The sequence below is a fragment of the Methylobacterium sp. Leaf99 genome, from assembly GCF_001422375.1.
GTDB lineage: Bacteria > Pseudomonadota > Alphaproteobacteria > Rhizobiales > Beijerinckiaceae > Methylobacterium.
Genome location: NZ_LMMU01000001.1, coordinates 747,149 through 762,533 on the forward strand (window position 1 = coordinate 747,149; position 15,385 = coordinate 762,533).

At 68.9% G+C, this 15,385-nt stretch carries 19 protein-coding genes; 6 read left to right on the forward strand and 13 right to left on the reverse strand.

The window, feature by feature from the left end; all coding sequences use genetic code 11:
• The first annotated feature begins 22 nt into the window (after positions 1 to 22).
• From ASF28_RS03420 to fghA, 3 genes are all read left to right on the forward strand, one after another.
• Entirely contained in the window at positions 23 to 1,162 is a 1,140-nt protein-coding gene (locus ASF28_RS03420) for an acyltransferase family protein (RefSeq protein WP_056087673.1), read from the forward strand.
• Positions 1,163 to 1,428: 266 nt separating this feature from the next.
• Positions 1,429 to 2,565: an S-(hydroxymethyl)glutathione dehydrogenase/class III alcohol dehydrogenase gene (locus ASF28_RS03425; protein WP_056087677.1), complete on the forward strand. Its 1,137-nt coding sequence runs from the start codon at positions 1,429 to 1,431 to the stop codon at positions 2,563 to 2,565.
• A 206-nt stretch (positions 2,566 to 2,771) separates the two neighbouring features.
• Complete coding sequence (gene fghA, locus ASF28_RS03430; RefSeq protein ID WP_056087680.1) at positions 2,772 to 3,605, forward strand: S-formylglutathione hydrolase; 834 nt, start codon at positions 2,772 to 2,774, stop codon at positions 3,603 to 3,605.
• Positions 3,606 to 3,655: 50 nt separating this feature from the next.
• Here fghA and ASF28_RS03435 read toward each other — a convergent pair whose 3' ends face one another.
• From ASF28_RS03435 to ASF28_RS03445, 3 genes are read right to left on the reverse strand one after another with little or no spacing between them, the layout of a single operon-like run.
• Positions 3,656 to 4,102, reverse strand: coding sequence for a hypothetical protein (locus ASF28_RS03435; protein ID WP_056087683.1), 447 nt, complete (start codon positions 4,100 to 4,102; stop codon positions 3,656 to 3,658).
• A gap of 44 nt (positions 4,103 to 4,146) precedes the next feature.
• Positions 4,147 to 4,476 carry a hypothetical protein gene (locus tag ASF28_RS03440; protein WP_056087686.1) on the reverse strand — a complete coding sequence of 110 codons (330 nt, stop codon included), beginning with the start codon at positions 4,474 to 4,476 and terminating at the stop codon, positions 4,147 to 4,149.
• A gap of 27 nt (positions 4,477 to 4,503) precedes the next feature.
• On the reverse strand, positions 4,504 to 4,983 hold the full coding sequence (locus ASF28_RS03445) for a rod-binding protein (RefSeq protein WP_056087689.1): 480 nt from the start codon (positions 4,981 to 4,983) through the stop codon (positions 4,504 to 4,506).
• Between the two features lie 247 nt (positions 4,984 to 5,230).
• Here ASF28_RS03445 and ASF28_RS03450 point away from each other — a divergent pair, with 247 nt between their 5' ends.
• Complete coding sequence (locus ASF28_RS03450; protein ID WP_056087690.1) at positions 5,231 to 5,611, forward strand: hypothetical protein; 381 nt, start codon at positions 5,231 to 5,233, stop codon at positions 5,609 to 5,611.
• 22 nt (positions 5,612 to 5,633) lie between these two features.
• Here ASF28_RS03450 and ASF28_RS03455 read toward each other — a convergent pair whose 3' ends face one another.
• Genes ASF28_RS03455 through flhA form a run of 3 tightly spaced genes read right to left on the reverse strand, consistent with a single transcriptional unit; the run spans position 5,634 to position 8,975 of the window.
• Positions 5,634 to 6,077, reverse strand: a complete 444-nt coding sequence (locus tag ASF28_RS03455) for a hypothetical protein (protein ID WP_200912639.1) — start codon at positions 6,075 to 6,077, stop codon at positions 5,634 to 5,636.
• A 43-nt stretch (positions 6,078 to 6,120) separates the two neighbouring features.
• A complete protein-coding gene (gene fliR / locus ASF28_RS03460) occupies positions 6,121 to 6,876 on the reverse strand; it encodes a flagellar biosynthesis protein FliR (protein ID WP_056087693.1) in 756 nt (251 codons plus the stop codon).
• Between the two features lie 11 nt (positions 6,877 to 6,887).
• Positions 6,888 to 8,975 (reverse strand): flagellar biosynthesis protein FlhA, encoded by a 2,088-nt coding sequence (gene flhA / locus ASF28_RS03465; RefSeq protein ID WP_056087696.1) that lies wholly within the window; start codon positions 8,973 to 8,975, stop codon positions 6,888 to 6,890.
• Between the two features lie 147 nt (positions 8,976 to 9,122).
• On the opposite strand from flhA, the gene ASF28_RS03470 reads away from it, so the two are divergent.
• Both ASF28_RS03470 and ASF28_RS03475 read left to right on the forward strand, forming a co-directional pair.
• Positions 9,123 to 9,410 carry an MTH1187 family thiamine-binding protein gene (locus ASF28_RS03470; RefSeq protein WP_056087699.1) on the forward strand — a complete coding sequence of 96 codons (288 nt, stop codon included), beginning with the start codon at positions 9,123 to 9,125 and terminating at the stop codon, positions 9,408 to 9,410.
• Positions 9,411 to 9,511: 101 nt separating this feature from the next.
• The gene (locus ASF28_RS03475; RefSeq protein ID WP_056087702.1) at positions 9,512 to 9,811 is read left to right on the forward strand and encodes a hypothetical protein; all 300 of its coding nucleotides are present in this window, start codon (positions 9,512 to 9,514) and stop codon (positions 9,809 to 9,811) included.
• 51 nt (positions 9,812 to 9,862) lie between these two features.
• On the opposite strand, the gene ASF28_RS03480 is transcribed toward ASF28_RS03475, so the two are convergent.
• From ASF28_RS03480 to ASF28_RS03510, 7 genes are all read right to left on the reverse strand, one after another.
• Positions 9,863 to 10,129: a flagellar biosynthetic protein FliQ gene (locus ASF28_RS03480; RefSeq protein WP_056087705.1), complete on the reverse strand. Its 267-nt coding sequence runs from the start codon at positions 10,127 to 10,129 to the stop codon at positions 9,863 to 9,865.
• An 84-nt stretch (positions 10,130 to 10,213) separates the two neighbouring features.
• Positions 10,214 to 10,633 carry a flagellar hook assembly protein FlgD gene (flgD, locus tag ASF28_RS03485; protein WP_056087709.1) on the reverse strand — a complete coding sequence of 140 codons (420 nt, stop codon included), beginning with the start codon at positions 10,631 to 10,633 and terminating at the stop codon, positions 10,214 to 10,216.
• A gap of 29 nt (positions 10,634 to 10,662) precedes the next feature.
• Positions 10,663 to 11,133 carry a flagellar biosynthesis repressor FlbT gene (gene flbT, locus ASF28_RS03490; RefSeq protein WP_056087712.1) on the reverse strand — a complete coding sequence of 157 codons (471 nt, stop codon included), beginning with the start codon at positions 11,131 to 11,133 and terminating at the stop codon, positions 10,663 to 10,665.
• A gap of 8 nt (positions 11,134 to 11,141) precedes the next feature.
• Complete coding sequence (flaF, locus tag ASF28_RS03495; RefSeq protein ID WP_056087715.1) at positions 11,142 to 11,489, reverse strand: flagellar biosynthesis regulator FlaF; 348 nt, start codon at positions 11,487 to 11,489, stop codon at positions 11,142 to 11,144.
• A 124-nt stretch (positions 11,490 to 11,613) separates the two neighbouring features.
• Entirely contained in the window at positions 11,614 to 12,633 is a 1,020-nt protein-coding gene (locus tag ASF28_RS03500; protein WP_056087718.1) for a flagellar hook-associated family protein, read from the reverse strand.
• Positions 12,634 to 12,638: 5 nt separating this feature from the next.
• Positions 12,639 to 14,099, reverse strand: coding sequence for a flagellar hook-associated protein FlgK (gene flgK / locus ASF28_RS03505; protein WP_056087720.1), 1,461 nt, complete (start codon positions 14,097 to 14,099; stop codon positions 12,639 to 12,641).
• A 56-nt stretch (positions 14,100 to 14,155) separates the two neighbouring features.
• Entirely contained in the window at positions 14,156 to 15,379 is a 1,224-nt protein-coding gene (locus ASF28_RS03510) for a flagellar hook protein FlgE (RefSeq protein WP_056087723.1), read from the reverse strand.
• Positions 15,380 to 15,385 lie beyond the last annotated feature (6 nt).

The following is a 15,385-nucleotide window of genomic DNA, read 5'->3' on the forward strand; positions in this document are numbered from 1 at the left end:
GGCAGTCAACCGAGAACAGACCTTGCTGAATATCGCTCCGGACACGCCCTACAGGATCTCGCCGGCGCAACGAATCTATCTGGATTTTCTCCGGGCCGTCGCCGCGACGATGGTCATGGTCGAGCATGGTCTCGAAATCTTCAGGATCAAGACCGTCTCCTTCCTCGGCATCTCGGCGGTGACGGTCTTCTTCCTGCTGTCCGGATTCCTGATCACCGTCGCGGCCTGCCGTCGGATCTACCTGCCCGGTCCCCAGCTCGTGCCGTTCATGATCGACAGGACCGCGCGCATCTACACGCCCTACGTTCCCGCCATCGCCCTGGCGGTCGCCGTCAACACCCTGTTCTCCGTCGGGCATTGGGGGCAGCCCGGCACCAACACGGGACTGGGAACCATCATCGTCAACCTGTTGATGCTCGAAGATTATCCGCTGTTCCAGATCCTGGCGCGGCTCACGAACAACGATTCGTTCCGCATCCACTCCTACAACACCGCGGAACCGTTCTGGACCGTCTCGATCGAGTATTGGATCTACTTCGCCTTCTCCCTGGCGTTCTTCGTCGGAGCCCGCAAGGAAAAGATCACGAATCCGCTGATCATTTTTCCGATCATGATTTTCGTTCCGGTGGTGATCTACAGCTCGTTCGCGAATGCCGGCCAGTGCCTGAGTTTGGTGTGGCTGATCGGGTCGGTGTTCGGATACATCTTCGTCATCACCAACAGAAAATCCGATTACGGCGTCGGGCGATACTACATCCTCGTCCTGGTCGGGCTCGTCGGCTTTGCCGGCCGCATCCTGAAGACCGGGGAACTGACCTATGAACTCCAGACCATCGCCTTCATCGCCATGTGCCTGTTCGGAATCTTCATGATCCTGGGCGCCAACGCGGGCGAATGGAAGTTCCTCTCCAAACCCATCGTGTTCGTCGCGAGCTACAGCTACAGTCTCTATCTGGTCCACAACACGATCATGATCGTCATCTATACCCAGATCGTCAAAGCGCCCTCGGTCGGAGCCATGATCCTGGCGTGCATCTTCGCGCACGTTTTCGCGTATGCGTTCTATCTCTGCTTCGAGCGGCATCACTATCGCGTCGGCGCCTTCATGGCGGCGTTCCTGAAGAACCGGCCCGCGCGGTCCTACGTCCCGCGGCTCGGCTAGGATTCGCCGACGACGCGGCCGCGGTCTCGTTGCGCGAGCGCACGGCTCAAGGCCCGCACGAATCGTGGCGCGGGATGCCCGCGCGGGCCCCGACGCCGTCCGGCCGACGAAACCGGGCCATCAAACCGTTGCATCTCGGCGCCAGAAGCATCATCACACGAACCAGATTCTCGGGCCGTTCGGATCGCCATCGTGAAGATGCCGCGAACCGAAGAGTCGGCAGTTCGACGCCGTCCGTGATCGTCCAGCACAAGAGAAACACACGTATGAAGACGCGCGCAGCGGTGGCGTGGGAGGCCAAGAAGCCCCTCACCATCGAGACGATCGATATCGAAGGACCCAAGGCCGGCGAGGTTCTCATCGAACTCATGGCCACGGGCATCTGCCACACGGACGCCTACACCCTGTCGGGCCTCGATTCCGAGGGCAAGTTCCCGGCGATCCTCGGCCACGAGGGCGCGGGCATCGTCCGCGAGCTCGGCGCCGGGGTCACCGACCTGAAGGTCGGCGACCACGTCATCCCGCTCTACACGCCGGAATGCCGCAGCTGTAAGTCCTGCCTGTCGCAGCGGACCAACCTCTGCACGGCGATCCGCTCCACCCAGGGCCAAGGCGTGATGCCGGACGGCACCTCGCGCTTCTCCTGCGTCTCCACCGGCGGCAGCCCGGGCGGTTCGAGCAGCCTGTTCCACTACATGGGCTGCTCGACCTTCTCGAATTTCACGGTGCTGCCGGCCATCGCGCTGGCGAAGATCCGCGAAGACGCCCCCTTCGACAAGATCTGCTACATCGGCTGCGGCGTCACCACCGGCATCGGCGCGGTGATCTACACCGCCAAGGTCTGGCCCGGCGCCAACGTCGTGGTGTTCGGCCTCGGCGGCATCGGCCTCAACGTGCTCCAGGCCGCCCGGATGGTCGGTGCCGACAAGATCATCGGCGTCGACATCAATCCGGACAAGCAGGAGATGGCCCGTAAGTTCGGCATGACCCACTTCATCAACCCGAAGGAGGTCGGCAACGATCACGTCGTCGCGGCGATCCTCGACGCGACGGGCGGCGGCGCCGACTTCTCGTTCGACTGCACCGGCAACGTCCACGTCATGCGCCAGGCCCTCGAGTGCTGCCACCGCGGCTGGGGCGAGTCCATCGTCATCGGCGTGGCCGAGGCCGGCAAGGAAATCTCGACCCGTCCGTTCCAGCTCGTCACCGGCCGCGTCTGGAAGGGCTCGGCCTTCGGCGGCGCGCGGGGCCGCACCGACGTGCCGAAGATCGTCGACTGGTACATGGAGGGCAAGATCAACATCGACGATCTGATCACCCACACCATGCCGCTGGAAGACATCAACCACGGCTTCGACCTCATGCACGAGGGCAAGTCGATCCGGTCGGTGGTGGTCTACTAGGACCGACTCGCGCGTCCTCCCCTCCCCCCTCCGCGGGGGAGGGTGGGCCTCGCGTCAGCGAGGGTCGGGAGAGGGGAGCGCCCTTTCCGGAGATGTCGCTGTCCTCTCCCGACCCGCTTCGCGGGCCACCCTCTCCGTAAAGGGGGGAGGGATGCGCCTGCACCGATTTCAGTCCCGAAACAGGCCCAGACTTCCAGGAGAGCCGCATGGAAACCATCTCGAAGGCCCGCGCCCATGGCGGCACGCAGGGCGTCTACAAGCACGACGCGACGACCACGGGCTGCCCGATGACCTTCGCGGTGTTCGTGCCGCCCCAGGCCGAGGCCGGCAAGGTGCCGGTGCTGTGGTACCTGTCGGGCCTCACCTGCACCCACGCCAACGTCATGGACAAGGGCGAGTACCGCCGGGCGGCGGCCGAGCACGGCGTGATCATCGTCGCGCCCGACACCAGCCCGCGCGGCCCCGGCATCCCCGACGAGGACGGCAACTGGCAGTTCGGCTCGGGTGCGGGCTTCTACGTCGACGCCACCCAGGCGCCGTATTCCACGAACTACCGGATGTGGAGCTACGTCACCGAGGAGCTGCCCGCCCTCATCGCCAGGGAATTCCCGGCCGACATGAGCCGCCAGGGCATCTTCGGCCATTCCATGGGCGGCCACGGCGCGCTCACCATCGCGCTGACCTACCCCGACCGCTTCAAGTCCTGCTCGGCCTTCGCCCCCATCGCCCAGCCCTCCACGGCCGGATGGTCGAAGCCGGCCCTCGAGAAGTACCTCGGCCCCGACGAAGCCACATGGCGCGCCCACGACGCCACCCTGCTCATCGCCGACGGCCACCGCTTCTCGGAGTTCCTGGTCGATCAGGGTACGGGCGACAGCTTCCTCCAGGACGGCCTGCGGCCGTGGCTGCTGGAGGAAGCCTGCAAGAAAGCGGGCATTCCCCTGACCCTCAACATGCGCGAGGGCTACGACCACTCGTACTTCTTCATCTCGACGTTCATGGACGATCACATCGCCTGGGCCGCCGCCCGCCTGAAGTAGTTCTTTCGGATTGGGTCTCTCCGGCGGCCGACGCCGGGGAGACCGTCACATCAGGAGCGGACTTCGCGCTTGGCGACGAAGTTGAACTCCTCGACGAGGACGTCCTTCACCACCTCGGCGCCGAGGCGCTCGTTGACCGCCCTGCGCACCTCGGCGAGGCGCTGGGTGACGTTGTAGCGCGACAGGCGTTTGAAATCGATCTGCTGGTCGGCGTAGATCTGGCGGAAGGTCTCGTCGATGACGAAGGCGTTCGGCGGCACCGGAAGGGTGTGCATCAGCCGCGCATCGGCGGTGAAGACCAGCACGGCCACGATGTAGCCCTGCACCTTGCCGTCGGCCACCATGGGAACGTTGATGGGCGCCAGCTTCTGATACTGCAGGCCCTCCAGATAGGGCTCTTCCTTCTTGGAAAACAGCCCGCTGCCCCAGGTCACCGCACCGTAGCAGGACAGGATGGTGACGGCGCAGATCCACAGGCCGGTGACGAGAATTTTCATGGTGCGACGATTGTCCTTCGCTCACGCCTGGTGCCGGTGGAGGATCAGCCGCGCGGGTGGCCCGAATAGGTGCCGTCGGATTCCGAATCCCGGATCGCCTGGGTGACGATCTCCGAGATCTCCTCGACGGCGCGCAGGTGCTGGGAGACGACGCCCTGGTTGCGGGCGAGCGCCCGGCTCAGGCGGGCGAGCTGGTCGGCGATGTCGGGCGCGACCTCGGCCGGGTCGAGGCCGCGGGTGAGGCGGCTGAGTTCGAGGAGGCTCTGGCTCTTGCGCCGGTTCACCGCCTCCTGATCGAACGGGCGGTGCGACAGCAGCGCCTCCGTCTCCGCCACGACGGTGGCTTCGAGCCGCTTCAGGGACGCGATGAGCATGGGGGCCTCGGGGGAGCGGGACGGGGATCAGACGCCGGACGGAATCTTGCCGGCGCCGGCGGTGGGGGCGGTCTTGTCGAGGGGGCGCGCGGTCTCCAGCATCCTGGCGATGCCGAGGCCGCCGGCCTTGGCGACCTGGGTGCCGATCTGATCGGCGAGCATCGACTTCCAGATGCCGCCGGCATTGCCCTTGCCGAAGACCGAGGCGGCCTTCGAGGGCATCATGGTCTCGACGAACTGGCGCAGGACGAAGGCCTCGAACTGCTTGTACGGATCGCCGATCTTGCCCGCCCCGGAGACCACGTTGTCGGTCTGGAGCGCCGTGAGGGTCGAGCGCGGGTCCAGCGGCATGTGCACCGAGGTTCCGGCCATGCGGTAGGCATCGCCGAAGGCGGCCGGGTCCGCGGCCCCCGGCGTCCCGAGCTTGGCCGTCGCCTCCTGATACCGGGCCGGATCGGCGGCGCGGACCACGTCGAGGACGATGTCGGTGGGCGTGGAAATGCTCATGGGTGCCGCGGAGGTCGAAGGAAGATCGTCGGCGTCGAGGGATAGGCCCCGTGGCTTGCGGGAGGCTTGAGCCGGGGGCGTTCCGGTTCGACCTCGATTCGAGCGTCGCCGGCAGGGCATTGGCAACCGTGATGTCAGACTTCGCGCGAACCCCGCACCCCGCACTTGCCATCGACCCTTGCGATCGACCCTTGCGTGCCGGCTTATGGCCCGGGACCGGGACGACGATCGGACAAGGACAGGTGCAGTGCGGACCACATCACTCGGCGCTTTCGTCGCTTTCGCCCTCTGCCTCTCCCACGCGGCCCAGGCCGACCCGGGCCTGGCCCGGTTTCGGGACGCCGCATCGCGCCCGAGCGCCCTGCGCATCGAGAGTTCCATGAGCCTGCAGATCCCGCTGACGTCGGGCGTGGGTGCCGAAGACCAACTGAAACAGGGTGAGGACGCCCGCAAGGCCCTCTATCAGGCCTCGACGCGGGAATGCGCGATGCTGCTGGATATCTTCAAGATGGAGTGTCGAATCCACTCCGTTCGCGTCACCAGCAACGTCCAGCAGCGCGGCAGCGGCGTCGACACCGTGACCGTCGCCGGCTCCTTCACCTACGAGCTGTCCCCGCCCCCGAACTGACACGGGCCGCGGTTGCGGCGGATCACGCGCCCCGTTCGTCCGTCGGCGGGACGGTCGCTTGCCCGTCGTGCGCGGGTCCGCGGGCCGCGAGGAGGTCGAGCTGCTCGAGCATGGCGCGCTGGGCCCGCTCGTGCGCCTGCACCGTCGCGAGACCCTCCACATGGCGCTCGGTGCGCTTCTCGGCGAGGCCCCGCTCGCGCACGGCCCCGGCCTGCCGCGCGGCGGTGGCGTCGAGCTGCGTCGCCTCCCCCGCCAGCGCCCGGAGGCGGCGGGCGGCGGCGTCGAGGAACAGGCCGTGCATGGTCTCGCCCGCGAGCGTCGTCAGCATGGCGGCCCGGTCGGCCTCGACGCGGGCGAGGTCGCGCTGGGTCGCCGCGAGGTCGCGCTCGGCGATCCCCCGCATCTGCTCCTGCACGGCGAGCAGGCGGCGGGCGCGCTCCAGGCGCTGGCGGGTGGTCACGGCCATGGCGGCACAGTCATGTCAGTACGGTCATGTCGGCACGGTCACGTCAGCCCCGCCGCAGGTAGTCGACGTAGCCCGTGAGGAACTGCGTCATGAACTCGTTCGAGAGGTAGTAGAGCAGCAGCAGGCCGCCGAACATGATGAACGGCGTGGCGATGAAGTACACCGGGATCTGCGGCACGAGCTTGTTGGTGAAGCCGGCCGCCAGGTTCACCGTGACCGCGTAGACGATGAACGGCGCGGTGATGCGCAGGCCGAGCACGAAGGCGATGCCGATCTGGTCGACGATCCGCACCAGGGCGGCCTGGGTGCCGATGCCCTCGCCCGGCGGGAGGCGGGCGTAGGACTCGACGAGGCCGCGGAACAGCTCCCAGTGCAGGTCGGCGGCGAACAGCAGGGCGGTGGCCGCCATCATGATCAGGGCCTCCACCGCCGGCACCGGATCGGTGCCCTCGGCCACGGCGCCCGGCATGCCGCCGAACCCCACCATGGTGGAGGCGGCGTTCATCATCGTCTCCAGCACCGTGAAGAAGATCCGCCCGAGGAAGCCGATGACGAGGCCGGTCATGGTCTCGCTGGCGATCCAGGCCAGGGTGGTGGCCGGGTCCTGCGCCGCGAGCCGGCCCTGGAACAGGGGCAGCACCAGGGGCGTCATGGCCAGCGACGCGGTGAGGGCGATGAGGAGGCGGACCTGGGCCGGCACGCGCGGACTGGAGAATCCCGGCACCACGAGGAGGCAGCCGCCGACCCGGCAGAAGATCAGGAAGGCGGCCAGGACGCTTTCGGGCGCGGCGGCGTTCATGGGCGGCGGCCCTACGAAATCGTCCCGAGGGACCGGATCTCGACGCCCCGGGCGATTTCGAGGTGCGAGAGCACGGCCAGCGTCGGGTAGAGCCGCTCGATGATCATCCGCACGTAGGGGCGGGCGTCCGGCGCGGTGACGAGGGCGAAGCTGCGGGTCTCGCGCATGTGCTTGCGGATCGCTTCACCGGCCTCGGTGCCGAACTGCTCGACGAGGCGCGGGTCGATGTCGAACTCGACGACCTCGCCCTTGGCGTCGCGCTTCAGGCTCTGGTGGAACGACAGGTCCCAGGCACCGCCCAGGCGCAGGACCGCCAGGGTGCCGTTCTCGGCGAGATCGCCGCAGATCTGCTGGGCGATGCGCATGCGGACATGCTCGGCGATCTGCTCGGCGCGGCGGGCATGCGGGGTGATCTCGGCCACCGCCTCGAGGATGAGGTGAAGGTTGCGGATCGAGACCCGCTCGGACAGGAGCAGCTTCAGCACCGCCTGGAGACCCGAATACGAGATCTGCGACGGGCAGATCTCGTCGAGCAGGCGCTTGTACTCGGGGTCGAGGCGGTCGAGCAGCCCGCGCATGTCCTTGTAGGACAGGAGCTGGGGCAGGTTGTTGCGGATCACCTCCGACAGGTGGGTGAGGAGCACCGAGGCGCCGTCGATGGGCTCGAAGCCGCCGCGCCGCACCTCCGCCGCGTAGGAATCGAGCACCCAGCGCGCCTTCATGCCGAAGGCCGGCTCGCGGACCTCGTCGCTCGGCACGTCCGGCACCGGCCCCTCGCCCACCACGACGAGGAGCTGGCCGGGGCGGAGGTCCTGGGTCGCCGCCACGGTGCCGTGGATGAGGATCTGGTAGGATTTCGGGGGCAGCGCCACGCTGTCCGTGAGCTTGATCTCGGGCACGACGAAACCGTACTGGCGCGCGAACTTGCGGCGCATCTTGGCGACCCGGTGCGACAGCTCCGATTGCGAGGTGGCGAACTGGGCCGAGACTTGGCGCCCGAGGCAGAGCTCGATCTCGGGGGTCTTGAGCGACTCCCTCACCGACAGGGACTCGCGGGCGGCGAGCTGCTTCTGGTCCTCGACGGCGAGCGCCTTGGCGTCGACCACGGCCTTCTGGGCGGCGATCTTCTTCGGGATGGCATAGGCGGTGAACGCCATCAGGCCCGACAGCACCATGAACGGCAGGAAGGGCAGGCCCGGCACCAGGGCGAACATGAACATCAGGGCGGCGGCGACCGCGAGCGCGCGCGGATAGGCGCCGAGCTGGCCGAGCACCGCCTGCTCGGCGGTGCCGCGGGTGCCGCCCTTCGAGACGAGGAGGCCGGCCGCCAGCGACACGATGAGGGCCGGGATCTGCGAGACGAGGCCGTCGCCCACCGAGAGCTTGGTGAACACGTCGGCCGCCTGGCCCAGCGGCATGCCGTGGCGGGTGGTGCCGATGATGATGCCGCCGAACACGTTGACGGCGATGGTGATGAGGGAGGCGATGGCCTCGCCGCGCACGAACTTCGAGGCGCCGTCCATGGAGCCGAAGAACGCGCTCTCTTCCTCCAGCTCGCGCCGGCGCGATTGCGCCTCCTTGTCGTCGATGAGGCCGGCGTTGAGATCGGCGTCGATGGCCATCTGCTTGCCCGGGATGGCGTCGAGGGTGAAGCGCGCCCCGACCTCGGCGATGCGGGTGGCCCCCTTGGTGATGACCAGGAAGTTCACCGTGATGAGGATGAGGAACACCACGATGCCGATGACGAAGTCGCCGCTCATGACGAACTGCGAGAAGCCCTGGATGACGTGACCGGCGGCCGAGACCCCGTGCTGGCCGTTGGCCAGGATCAGCCGCGTGGTGGCGATGCCGAGGGCCAGGCGCAGGAGGGTCGCGATGAGCAGGACCGTGGGAAAGGCCGAGAATTCCAGGGGCTTCTTGATCCAGAGGGCCACCATCAGGATCAGCACCGACAGGGCGATGGAGAAGGCCAGCCCGATATCGAGGAGGATCGCCGGCACGGGCAGGAACAGGATCGCCAGGATGGCGACGATGCCCGCCGCGAACCCGATATCCCGCTGGGACCTGCGCTCCAGGACGATCGCGTCGCTTGCCGCCATGGCGGATGCCTACCCCGTGAATGAACGGGGTCTTGTCGCGGTTCAAGCTTGCGTGGGGATGGGGGCGTGCCCCGTCATCGCTCCGCCCCGGCCGGACATGATAGAAAGCCCCCTCGCCCGAAATCCGGGCACCCGGGAGACACGCCCATGAAAGTCGTCGCCGATCTGTGCATCGTCCCCATGGGGGTCGGCCCGTCGGTCTCGCCCTACGTGCGGGAGATCAAGGCGATCCTCGACGCCAGCCCGCTCACCGCCGAGATGCACGCCAACGGCACCAACATCGAGGGCGAGCTCGGCGAGATCTGCGCCCTCGCCGAGGCCTGCGAGGCCCGGCTCGCCGAACTCGGCGTGGAACGGGTGTTCTTCACCATGACGTTCTCGTCGCGCCGGGACAAGGACCAGTCCATGGCCGACAAGCTGGCGGCGGTGTCGTAGGGCACGCGCGTCCCACCCGGGCGCACCGGCCCGTTGCCGCTCGCTTGCGCCGGGCGTCCCGCGGCACCACCTCGGCCGGAGCAGGACACCCAGGGAACGGCATGCCGCGCTTCATCGCGATCGAGAAGATTACAGGACGGGTCTACGGCGACACCGCCCGGTTCGGGCAGGCCGGCGACGTGGCCTCGCCCGTCGACGCGGTCTGCCTGTTCGATCGCCAGTTCCGGCGGGCGCCGCGCGGCTTCGGCCACGTCGGACCCGCCAGCACGGCGGCGAGCTACGACGTCTACGAGATCGAACCGTCCGACCCCGATCGCGCCACGACGAACGACACCGAGGCCCACGCCCTGGTCCACGAGCACGGCTCCTGGGTGGTCGCCCTCGTGACCTACAATTCCTGACGGTCGACGGCGGTCCGGCCGGTGGAGCGCGAGGCCGCCCGCCGATGCCCCTCAGAACCCCGTGACGATGCGCCCGTAGGTGTTCTCGGCGAAGGCCGAGATCTGCGCGCCGATGAACGACGAGGTGATGAGCAGCACGAGCAGGATCACCACGATCTTGGGCACGAAGGTGAGGGTCACCTCCTGGATCTGGGTGAGCGCCTGCAGCAGGGCGATGGCGATGCCGATGAGCATCGCCGCGCCGATGGCGGGGCCGGCGCCGACGATCACGGTCCAGATCGCGGCGCGCACGAGTTCGAGGGCATCGACCTCGTTCATCCGGGGACCTTTCTCGAAAAGCGGTCGACGGCCGGCGCGCCGCGTCCGGCCCTGCCTACACCGTTTCGGGGCGCGGCGAGAGACTCACTGCGACAGGGAGATGCCCTGGGCCAGGAGCACGTCCTGGCCGTTGGTGAGGCGGGCGAGGGCGCCCTCGCTGGTGATCTTCACGGACTGGACCTCGCCGGTGATCTTGCCGTCGGCCGAGGTGATGGTGCGGCCGAGGATCTGGTCGGCCTGCGCGAGGAAGCTCGAGGACAGCAGGGAGTCGAGCTTGGCGTTGGTCTTCGTCGCCTGCTCCACCTGCGAGAAGGTGGCGAGCTCGCCGACATAGGCCGTGGAATCCATCGGCTTCGTCGGGTCCTGGTTCTTCAGCTGCGCCATGAGCAGGGTCAGGAACGTGTCGGCATTCATCGAGGCGGCGACGCCGCTCGCGGATTTCGCGGCGGTGGCGGCGGCGGCCGTCTGCGTGGGGGTGGTGCTGGTGCTGCTTCCGACGGCCATGATGACTGCGTCTCCGGATGTGAGGGCCTTCAGGCCGGGCGGGGGATGGGTTCGCGGGTGGGCGAGCCACCGGGGCCGGGCGGGCCGGCCGGGTCGACGATGGGGATTGCCGGCTCGGGGGCGGCGGTGAACAGGGCGGCCTCGGACCGGTAGAGGCCCCGGATCAGTTTCAGCGCCTCGATGAGCCGGTCGGCCTCGACGCAGGCCCCCGCCGCCGCGAGGCCGTCGCGGAGGGCGGGGTCGGTCACCGCGTCGAGGATCCCGGCCTGGAGGGCGCGGTAGAGCTCGCGGGCGCGGGCCGCGTTGGCGGGCTCGATCACCATGGTCTGGGCGGCGAAGTAGAGCTGGCGCAGGGGCGTGGTCGCTTCCTCCGGCTGGAGCACGTGGGTCTCGAGCAGGAAGGTCGCATCGTTGAGGAGCTCGAGGGAGACCTTGCGATCGACGCGCAGGACGGCCCCGTTGACGAAGACCCGCTCGCCGGCACGCAGGGACAGGCGCATGCCGGACCTCACCGCAATCCGTCGCGGATCGAGGCGTTGACCTCGATCAGGGCGGCGAGGCTGTGGCCGGGCGTGCTGAGGACCGCGTTGGACTCGCGCATGCTCCACAGGCCGAGGGAGACGAGGTCGGCGCGCAGGGCCTCCGGCAGGGCGTTCTCGGGGCTGGTGAGGTCGTCGATGAGGACGGCCCAGAGCTTCTGGACGAACTGGGCCGCCGCAATCCGGTCGGCCGTCGCCGCGTCGGGGCGGTCGGCGATGCGCATGAGGTCCAGCGCCCGGTCGAAGGCGGCGCGCTCGCGCTCCCGGCCGATCTCGGGGGCGTCTTCCATGATGTCCGCGTAGGAAAACTGGTACATGTCGGGTCCGCCTCGTCCTGTCCCCGGCCCGCCGCGCCATGGTCGCGAATGGGGCCGTCGTGTCGCCGCGTCGAAGATGAAGGGTGTTGGAGAAGAGAACGTCGTCGGAAAGGGGAAGACGACGTCAGAGGTAGGCGACCAGGCTGAGCTGGCGCAGCTGCGCGGTCAGCGAGTAGGAAATCTGCACCTGGGTGGACAGCTGATCAATGCGCGTCTTGGTCTCGGCTTCGTCGATGCCCTCCATCGACAGGACCTGCTTGGAAAGCAGCGTCTTCTGCACGTCGAGGCGGGTGTTGGCGTCGGTGATCCGCGCCTGCGAGCGGCCGAGATTGGCCTGGATGGCGACGAGGCCCTTGCTCGCCTCGCCGAGCAGGCTCGCGACCCGGTCGGTGGCCACGTCCTGGACCTCGGCGGGCAGGCGCGACAGGTCGAGGCCGGAGGCGACGACGTAGGCCATGGCGAGGCGGCGGACGGCGGGCGCGTTGGCGGTGGCCGAGGTCTCGACGGTCTCGCTGAGGGAGACCCGGCTGTCGAGGGTGGTGTCGGAGGCCTTCGACCAGTTCTGCCACCCGGCACCGCTGAACAGGGTGTCGAGGGGACCGCCGTCGGCGAGGAAGCTCTTCATCTGCGCGGCATTCATGGTGGTGCCCCCCGCGATCGCGAAGGCCGCGTCGACGGCGGCCTTGGCCGCCGATCCGGTGCCGTAGGCGGTCATCGGCGCCGTGGCCGTGTTGGTGCCCCCGAAGATGGACTGGCCGTCGGCGGTGGTGTTGAGCACGGCGGTCAGTGCCGCGAGCTGGCTCGTGGCCGCGTCCCTGACGACGCCGACCCGGCTGGCCGAGGGCACGCCGACGAGGGCCTGCAGGGTCGAATCCGCCGCCGCCTGGATCTGCTGGAGCGCGGCCTGGCTCGTGCTCAGGCGCAGGGACGCGTTGGCGTTGCCGTCCTTCAGGGCCTGGAGCTCGGCACTCTGCTGGCGCAGGCCGAGGGCCAGACCCGTCCCGCTGCCGAGCTGGAGCCCGACATCGGCGTAGCGGCCGGTGCCGAGTTCCTTGGTCCCCCGGGCGATCTCCGTCTCCATGCGCTGCACGCTCGAGCGCGGCGCGTTCCAGAGACTCAGGGTCGAGGTGGCGTTCATCCGCATGGCGTCTATCGCACCGCATCCATCAGGGTCTTCAGGAGGTCGTTCACCAGGGTCAGCAGCTTGGCCGAGGCGGTGTAGGACCGTTCGAGTTGCAGCGCCTGGGCGGTCTCGTCGTCGGCGTTGACACCCACCGCGTTGGACAGGGCCTCGCTCGTCCGCGCCAGCAGGGTCGATTCGTAATCGGCCAGCGACGCGGCCGTCTTGCGCTGGCCTTCGAGCCACCCCGCCGATTCCGTGGCGAAGGACAGCAGGCTGGCGTTGGCGCGCAGCCCCGTGGCGGGATCGAACGGCCGATCGGTGCCCAGGGCCGACGCGAGGGTGCGCAGGCGACCGGCATAGGCCGCGTCGCCACTGGCGTTGGCGCGGTAGCCGGGGCCGTTCATGCCGCCGTCGCGCAGGGTGGCGAGGGAACCGCCCGCCCGGGGATCGACGGCGGCGTTGATCCGGAGCCGGCTGGCGAGGCCCGCCTGGGCGAGCACGCCCGCCGCCGGGATCGTCGCGGTCCCATCCGTGAACAGGCCGGCCCTGGCAGCGGCGCCCGCGCCGCTGGTGTCGGGCTCGGCGAAGGCGGCGACGAGGCCGCCCGCCATGGCGTCGAGCTGGGTCTCGTAGCGCACGGCGACCTCGTCGCGCAGGGTCGACAGGCCCGCGATCCGGCCCGAGCGCAGGGGCATCGGCGAGGCCGCGCCCGTGACCGGCACGCCGTCGACCATGACGGCGCCGCCCGTCGAGCCGGCGCTGAAGCCGGCCGTCGGAGCGAAGCTGACCTTGCGCGCCCCGCGCTCGAACAGGGGCACGCCGCTGTCGGTGTAGATCGCGACGTCGTTGCCCGCGCGCACGACGGTGGAGATGCCGATCTCCTCCGAGAGCTGGGTGAGGATGCGGTCGCGGTCGTCCAGGGCGTCGGTGACGTCGTCGCCGAGCGCCGTGCCCCGGGTGACGGTCTGGTTGGCGGTCTCGTAGGAGACCAGGAGTTCGCTGATCCGCGCCACCGCCGTCGCCATGCCGGCATCGGCCTGCTGGCGCACGGTGTGGACGGCGGCGGCTGCCGCACTGAGGCTGTCCGCGAGGTCGCGGGCGCCCTCGACGGCGTTGCGCGCCAGGTCGAGGGAATCCGGCTTGTTGGCCGCCGCCTGGAGGGCGGCGTTGAGGGCGCCGAGGCGGGCGGCCGGGGACGTCGTCGAATCCGTGTCGCCGATGGTCTGGCTCAGGGTCTGGAGCCCGTCGAGGACGGCCCCGCTGCCGGCCGTCTCCGAGGTGCCGAGGAGCTTGCGGCCGAACAGGGCCGTGTCGGCGGCGCGGATCACGCTGACGGCGCTGCCGCCGCCGGCCGTGACGACGTTGGCGATGCGGCGCGCGTAGTACGGATCGTTCGCCCCGGCGGTGTTGCGCGCGGTGACGGCGATCTGCGCGGCATTGGCCGAGAGCGAGGTTCGGGCGCTGTTGAGCGCCAGGGAGAGGCCCATGGTCGGGTTCCTGGGGGAGCGGGCGGAGCGCCGGCGCGGACGCGTCGGCCGAAGCGTCAGCGCTTGAGGTTCATCAGGGTCTCGAGGAGCTCGTTGCCGGTCATGAACACCTTCGAGTTCGCCGTGTAGACGCTCTGGGATTCGATCATGGCCGTCAGCTCGCTCGACACGTCGACGTTGGACTGCTCCAGGGCGCTCGACTTGATGGAGCCGAGGCCGGAGAGGCCGGCAAAGCCGATCTGGAGGTCGCCGGAGCTGCCGGTGGGCACGTAGATGTTGCCGGCGCGGGGCTCGAGGTTGTCGGGGCTCGCGACGCTGGCGATCGGGACCTTGAAGGCGAGCATGCGGCTGCCGTCCTCGTAGAGGGCGTAGACCGAGCCATTTAGGGCGAAGTCCGAGCCGGTGACCGCCGAGGGGGCCTTGCCGTCGGCCGTCCCCGTGAGATCGTAGATGCCGCCGAGCTGGGTGATGCCGCTCATGTCGAGGGCGATCTTGCGGCCGTCCGCGAAGGTGAGGTCGGTCTTGGCCGCCGCCGCCGAAGCCGGCGCGATCTTGCCCTTGGCGTCGAAGGTCAGGGTCGTCGTGCCGATGGCGGTGGTGGAGCCGGGCGGGTAGACCTCCGCCTTCCACTCGCCGACGGTCGCGGTCTTGCCCAGGACGACATCGACCGTGACCTTGTTGCCGAGGTTGTCGTAGGTCACCATCGAGGTTTTCTTGGTGTAGTTCGCCGCCGACAGGGCTCCGGTGAGGGCGGCCGCCTCCGACGGCAGGTTGCCGCCGATGGACGCCTTCGACGAGGGCGTCGCCCGCATGCCGAGGGTCGAGACGTTGACCGGCACCATGTTGGCGGTGCTGTTGAGGGCCGGCGTCCCCTCGCCGTTCTCGCCGACCGCGTAGCCCATCAGGGTGAAGCCGCCGGAATTGACGAGGTTGCCCGTCGGGCCGTCCTCGACGAAGTTGCCCGAGCGGGTGAGCGAGGTGGCGCCGCTGCTGTCGCGCACCACGAAGAAGCCGTTGCCCTGGATGGCGAGGTCGGTCTTCGAGGTGGTGAAGGAGATCGGCCCCCCCGCCGAGACGGACCGGCGGATCACCGTCTCGACGGCACCGGAATTGTAGTCGCCGGTGCTGCTCGAATCGAGGATCAGCGACGCGAACTCGGTGCCCGTGCGCTTGTAGCCCGTGGTGCTGGCGTTCTGGATGTTCTCGGCCACCGTCGAGATGCGGCTCGACTGGGCGTTCATGCCGGAAACGCCGGTGCGCAGGACGCTGATGAGACTCATGGGGCA

Coding starts and splice junctions, on each gene's coding strand:
- ASF28_RS03425 (WP_056087677.1), top strand. CDS start 1,429: ATGAAGACGCGCGCAGCGGTGGCGTGGGAGGCCAAGAAGCCCCTCACC.
- fghA (WP_056087680.1), top strand. CDS start 2,772: ATGGAAACCATCTCGAAGGCCCGCGCCCATGGCGGCACGCAGGGCGTC.
- ASF28_RS03435 (WP_056087683.1), bottom strand. CDS start 4,102: ATGAAAATTCTCGTCACCGGCCTGTGGATCTGCGCCGTCACCATCCTG.
- ASF28_RS03440 (WP_056087686.1), bottom strand. CDS start 4,476: ATGCTCATCGCGTCCCTGAAGCGGCTCGAAGCCACCGTCGTGGCGGAG.
- ASF28_RS03445 (WP_056087689.1), bottom strand. CDS start 4,983: ATGAGCATTTCCACGCCCACCGACATCGTCCTCGACGTGGTCCGCGCC.
- ASF28_RS03455 (WP_200912639.1), bottom strand. CDS start 6,077: ATGGCCGTGACCACCCGCCAGCGCCTGGAGCGCGCCCGCCGCCTGCTC.
- fliR (WP_056087693.1), bottom strand. CDS start 6,876: ATGAACGCCGCCGCGCCCGAAAGCGTCCTGGCCGCCTTCCTGATCTTC.
- flhA (WP_056087696.1), bottom strand. CDS start 8,975: ATGGCGGCAAGCGACGCGATCGTCCTGGAGCGCAGGTCCCAGCGGGAT.
- ASF28_RS03470 (WP_056087699.1), top strand. CDS start 9,123: ATGAAAGTCGTCGCCGATCTGTGCATCGTCCCCATGGGGGTCGGCCCG.
- ASF28_RS03475 (WP_056087702.1), top strand. CDS start 9,512: ATGCCGCGCTTCATCGCGATCGAGAAGATTACAGGACGGGTCTACGGC.
- ASF28_RS03480 (WP_056087705.1), bottom strand. CDS start 10,129: ATGAACGAGGTCGATGCCCTCGAACTCGTGCGCGCCGCGATCTGGACC.
- flgD (WP_056087709.1), bottom strand. CDS start 10,633: ATGGCCGTCGGAAGCAGCACCAGCACCACCCCCACGCAGACGGCCGCC.
- flbT (WP_056087712.1), bottom strand. CDS start 11,133: ATGCGCCTGTCCCTGCGTGCCGGCGAGCGGGTCTTCGTCAACGGGGCC.
- flaF (WP_056087715.1), bottom strand. CDS start 11,489: ATGTACCAGTTTTCCTACGCGGACATCATGGAAGACGCCCCCGAGATC.
- ASF28_RS03500 (WP_056087718.1), bottom strand. CDS start 12,633: ATGCGGATGAACGCCACCTCGACCCTGAGTCTCTGGAACGCGCCGCGC.
- flgK (WP_056087720.1), bottom strand. CDS start 14,099: ATGGGCCTCTCCCTGGCGCTCAACAGCGCCCGAACCTCGCTCTCGGCC.
- ASF28_RS03510 (WP_056087723.1), bottom strand. CDS start 15,379: ATGAGTCTCATCAGCGTCCTGCGCACCGGCGTTTCCGGCATGAACGCC.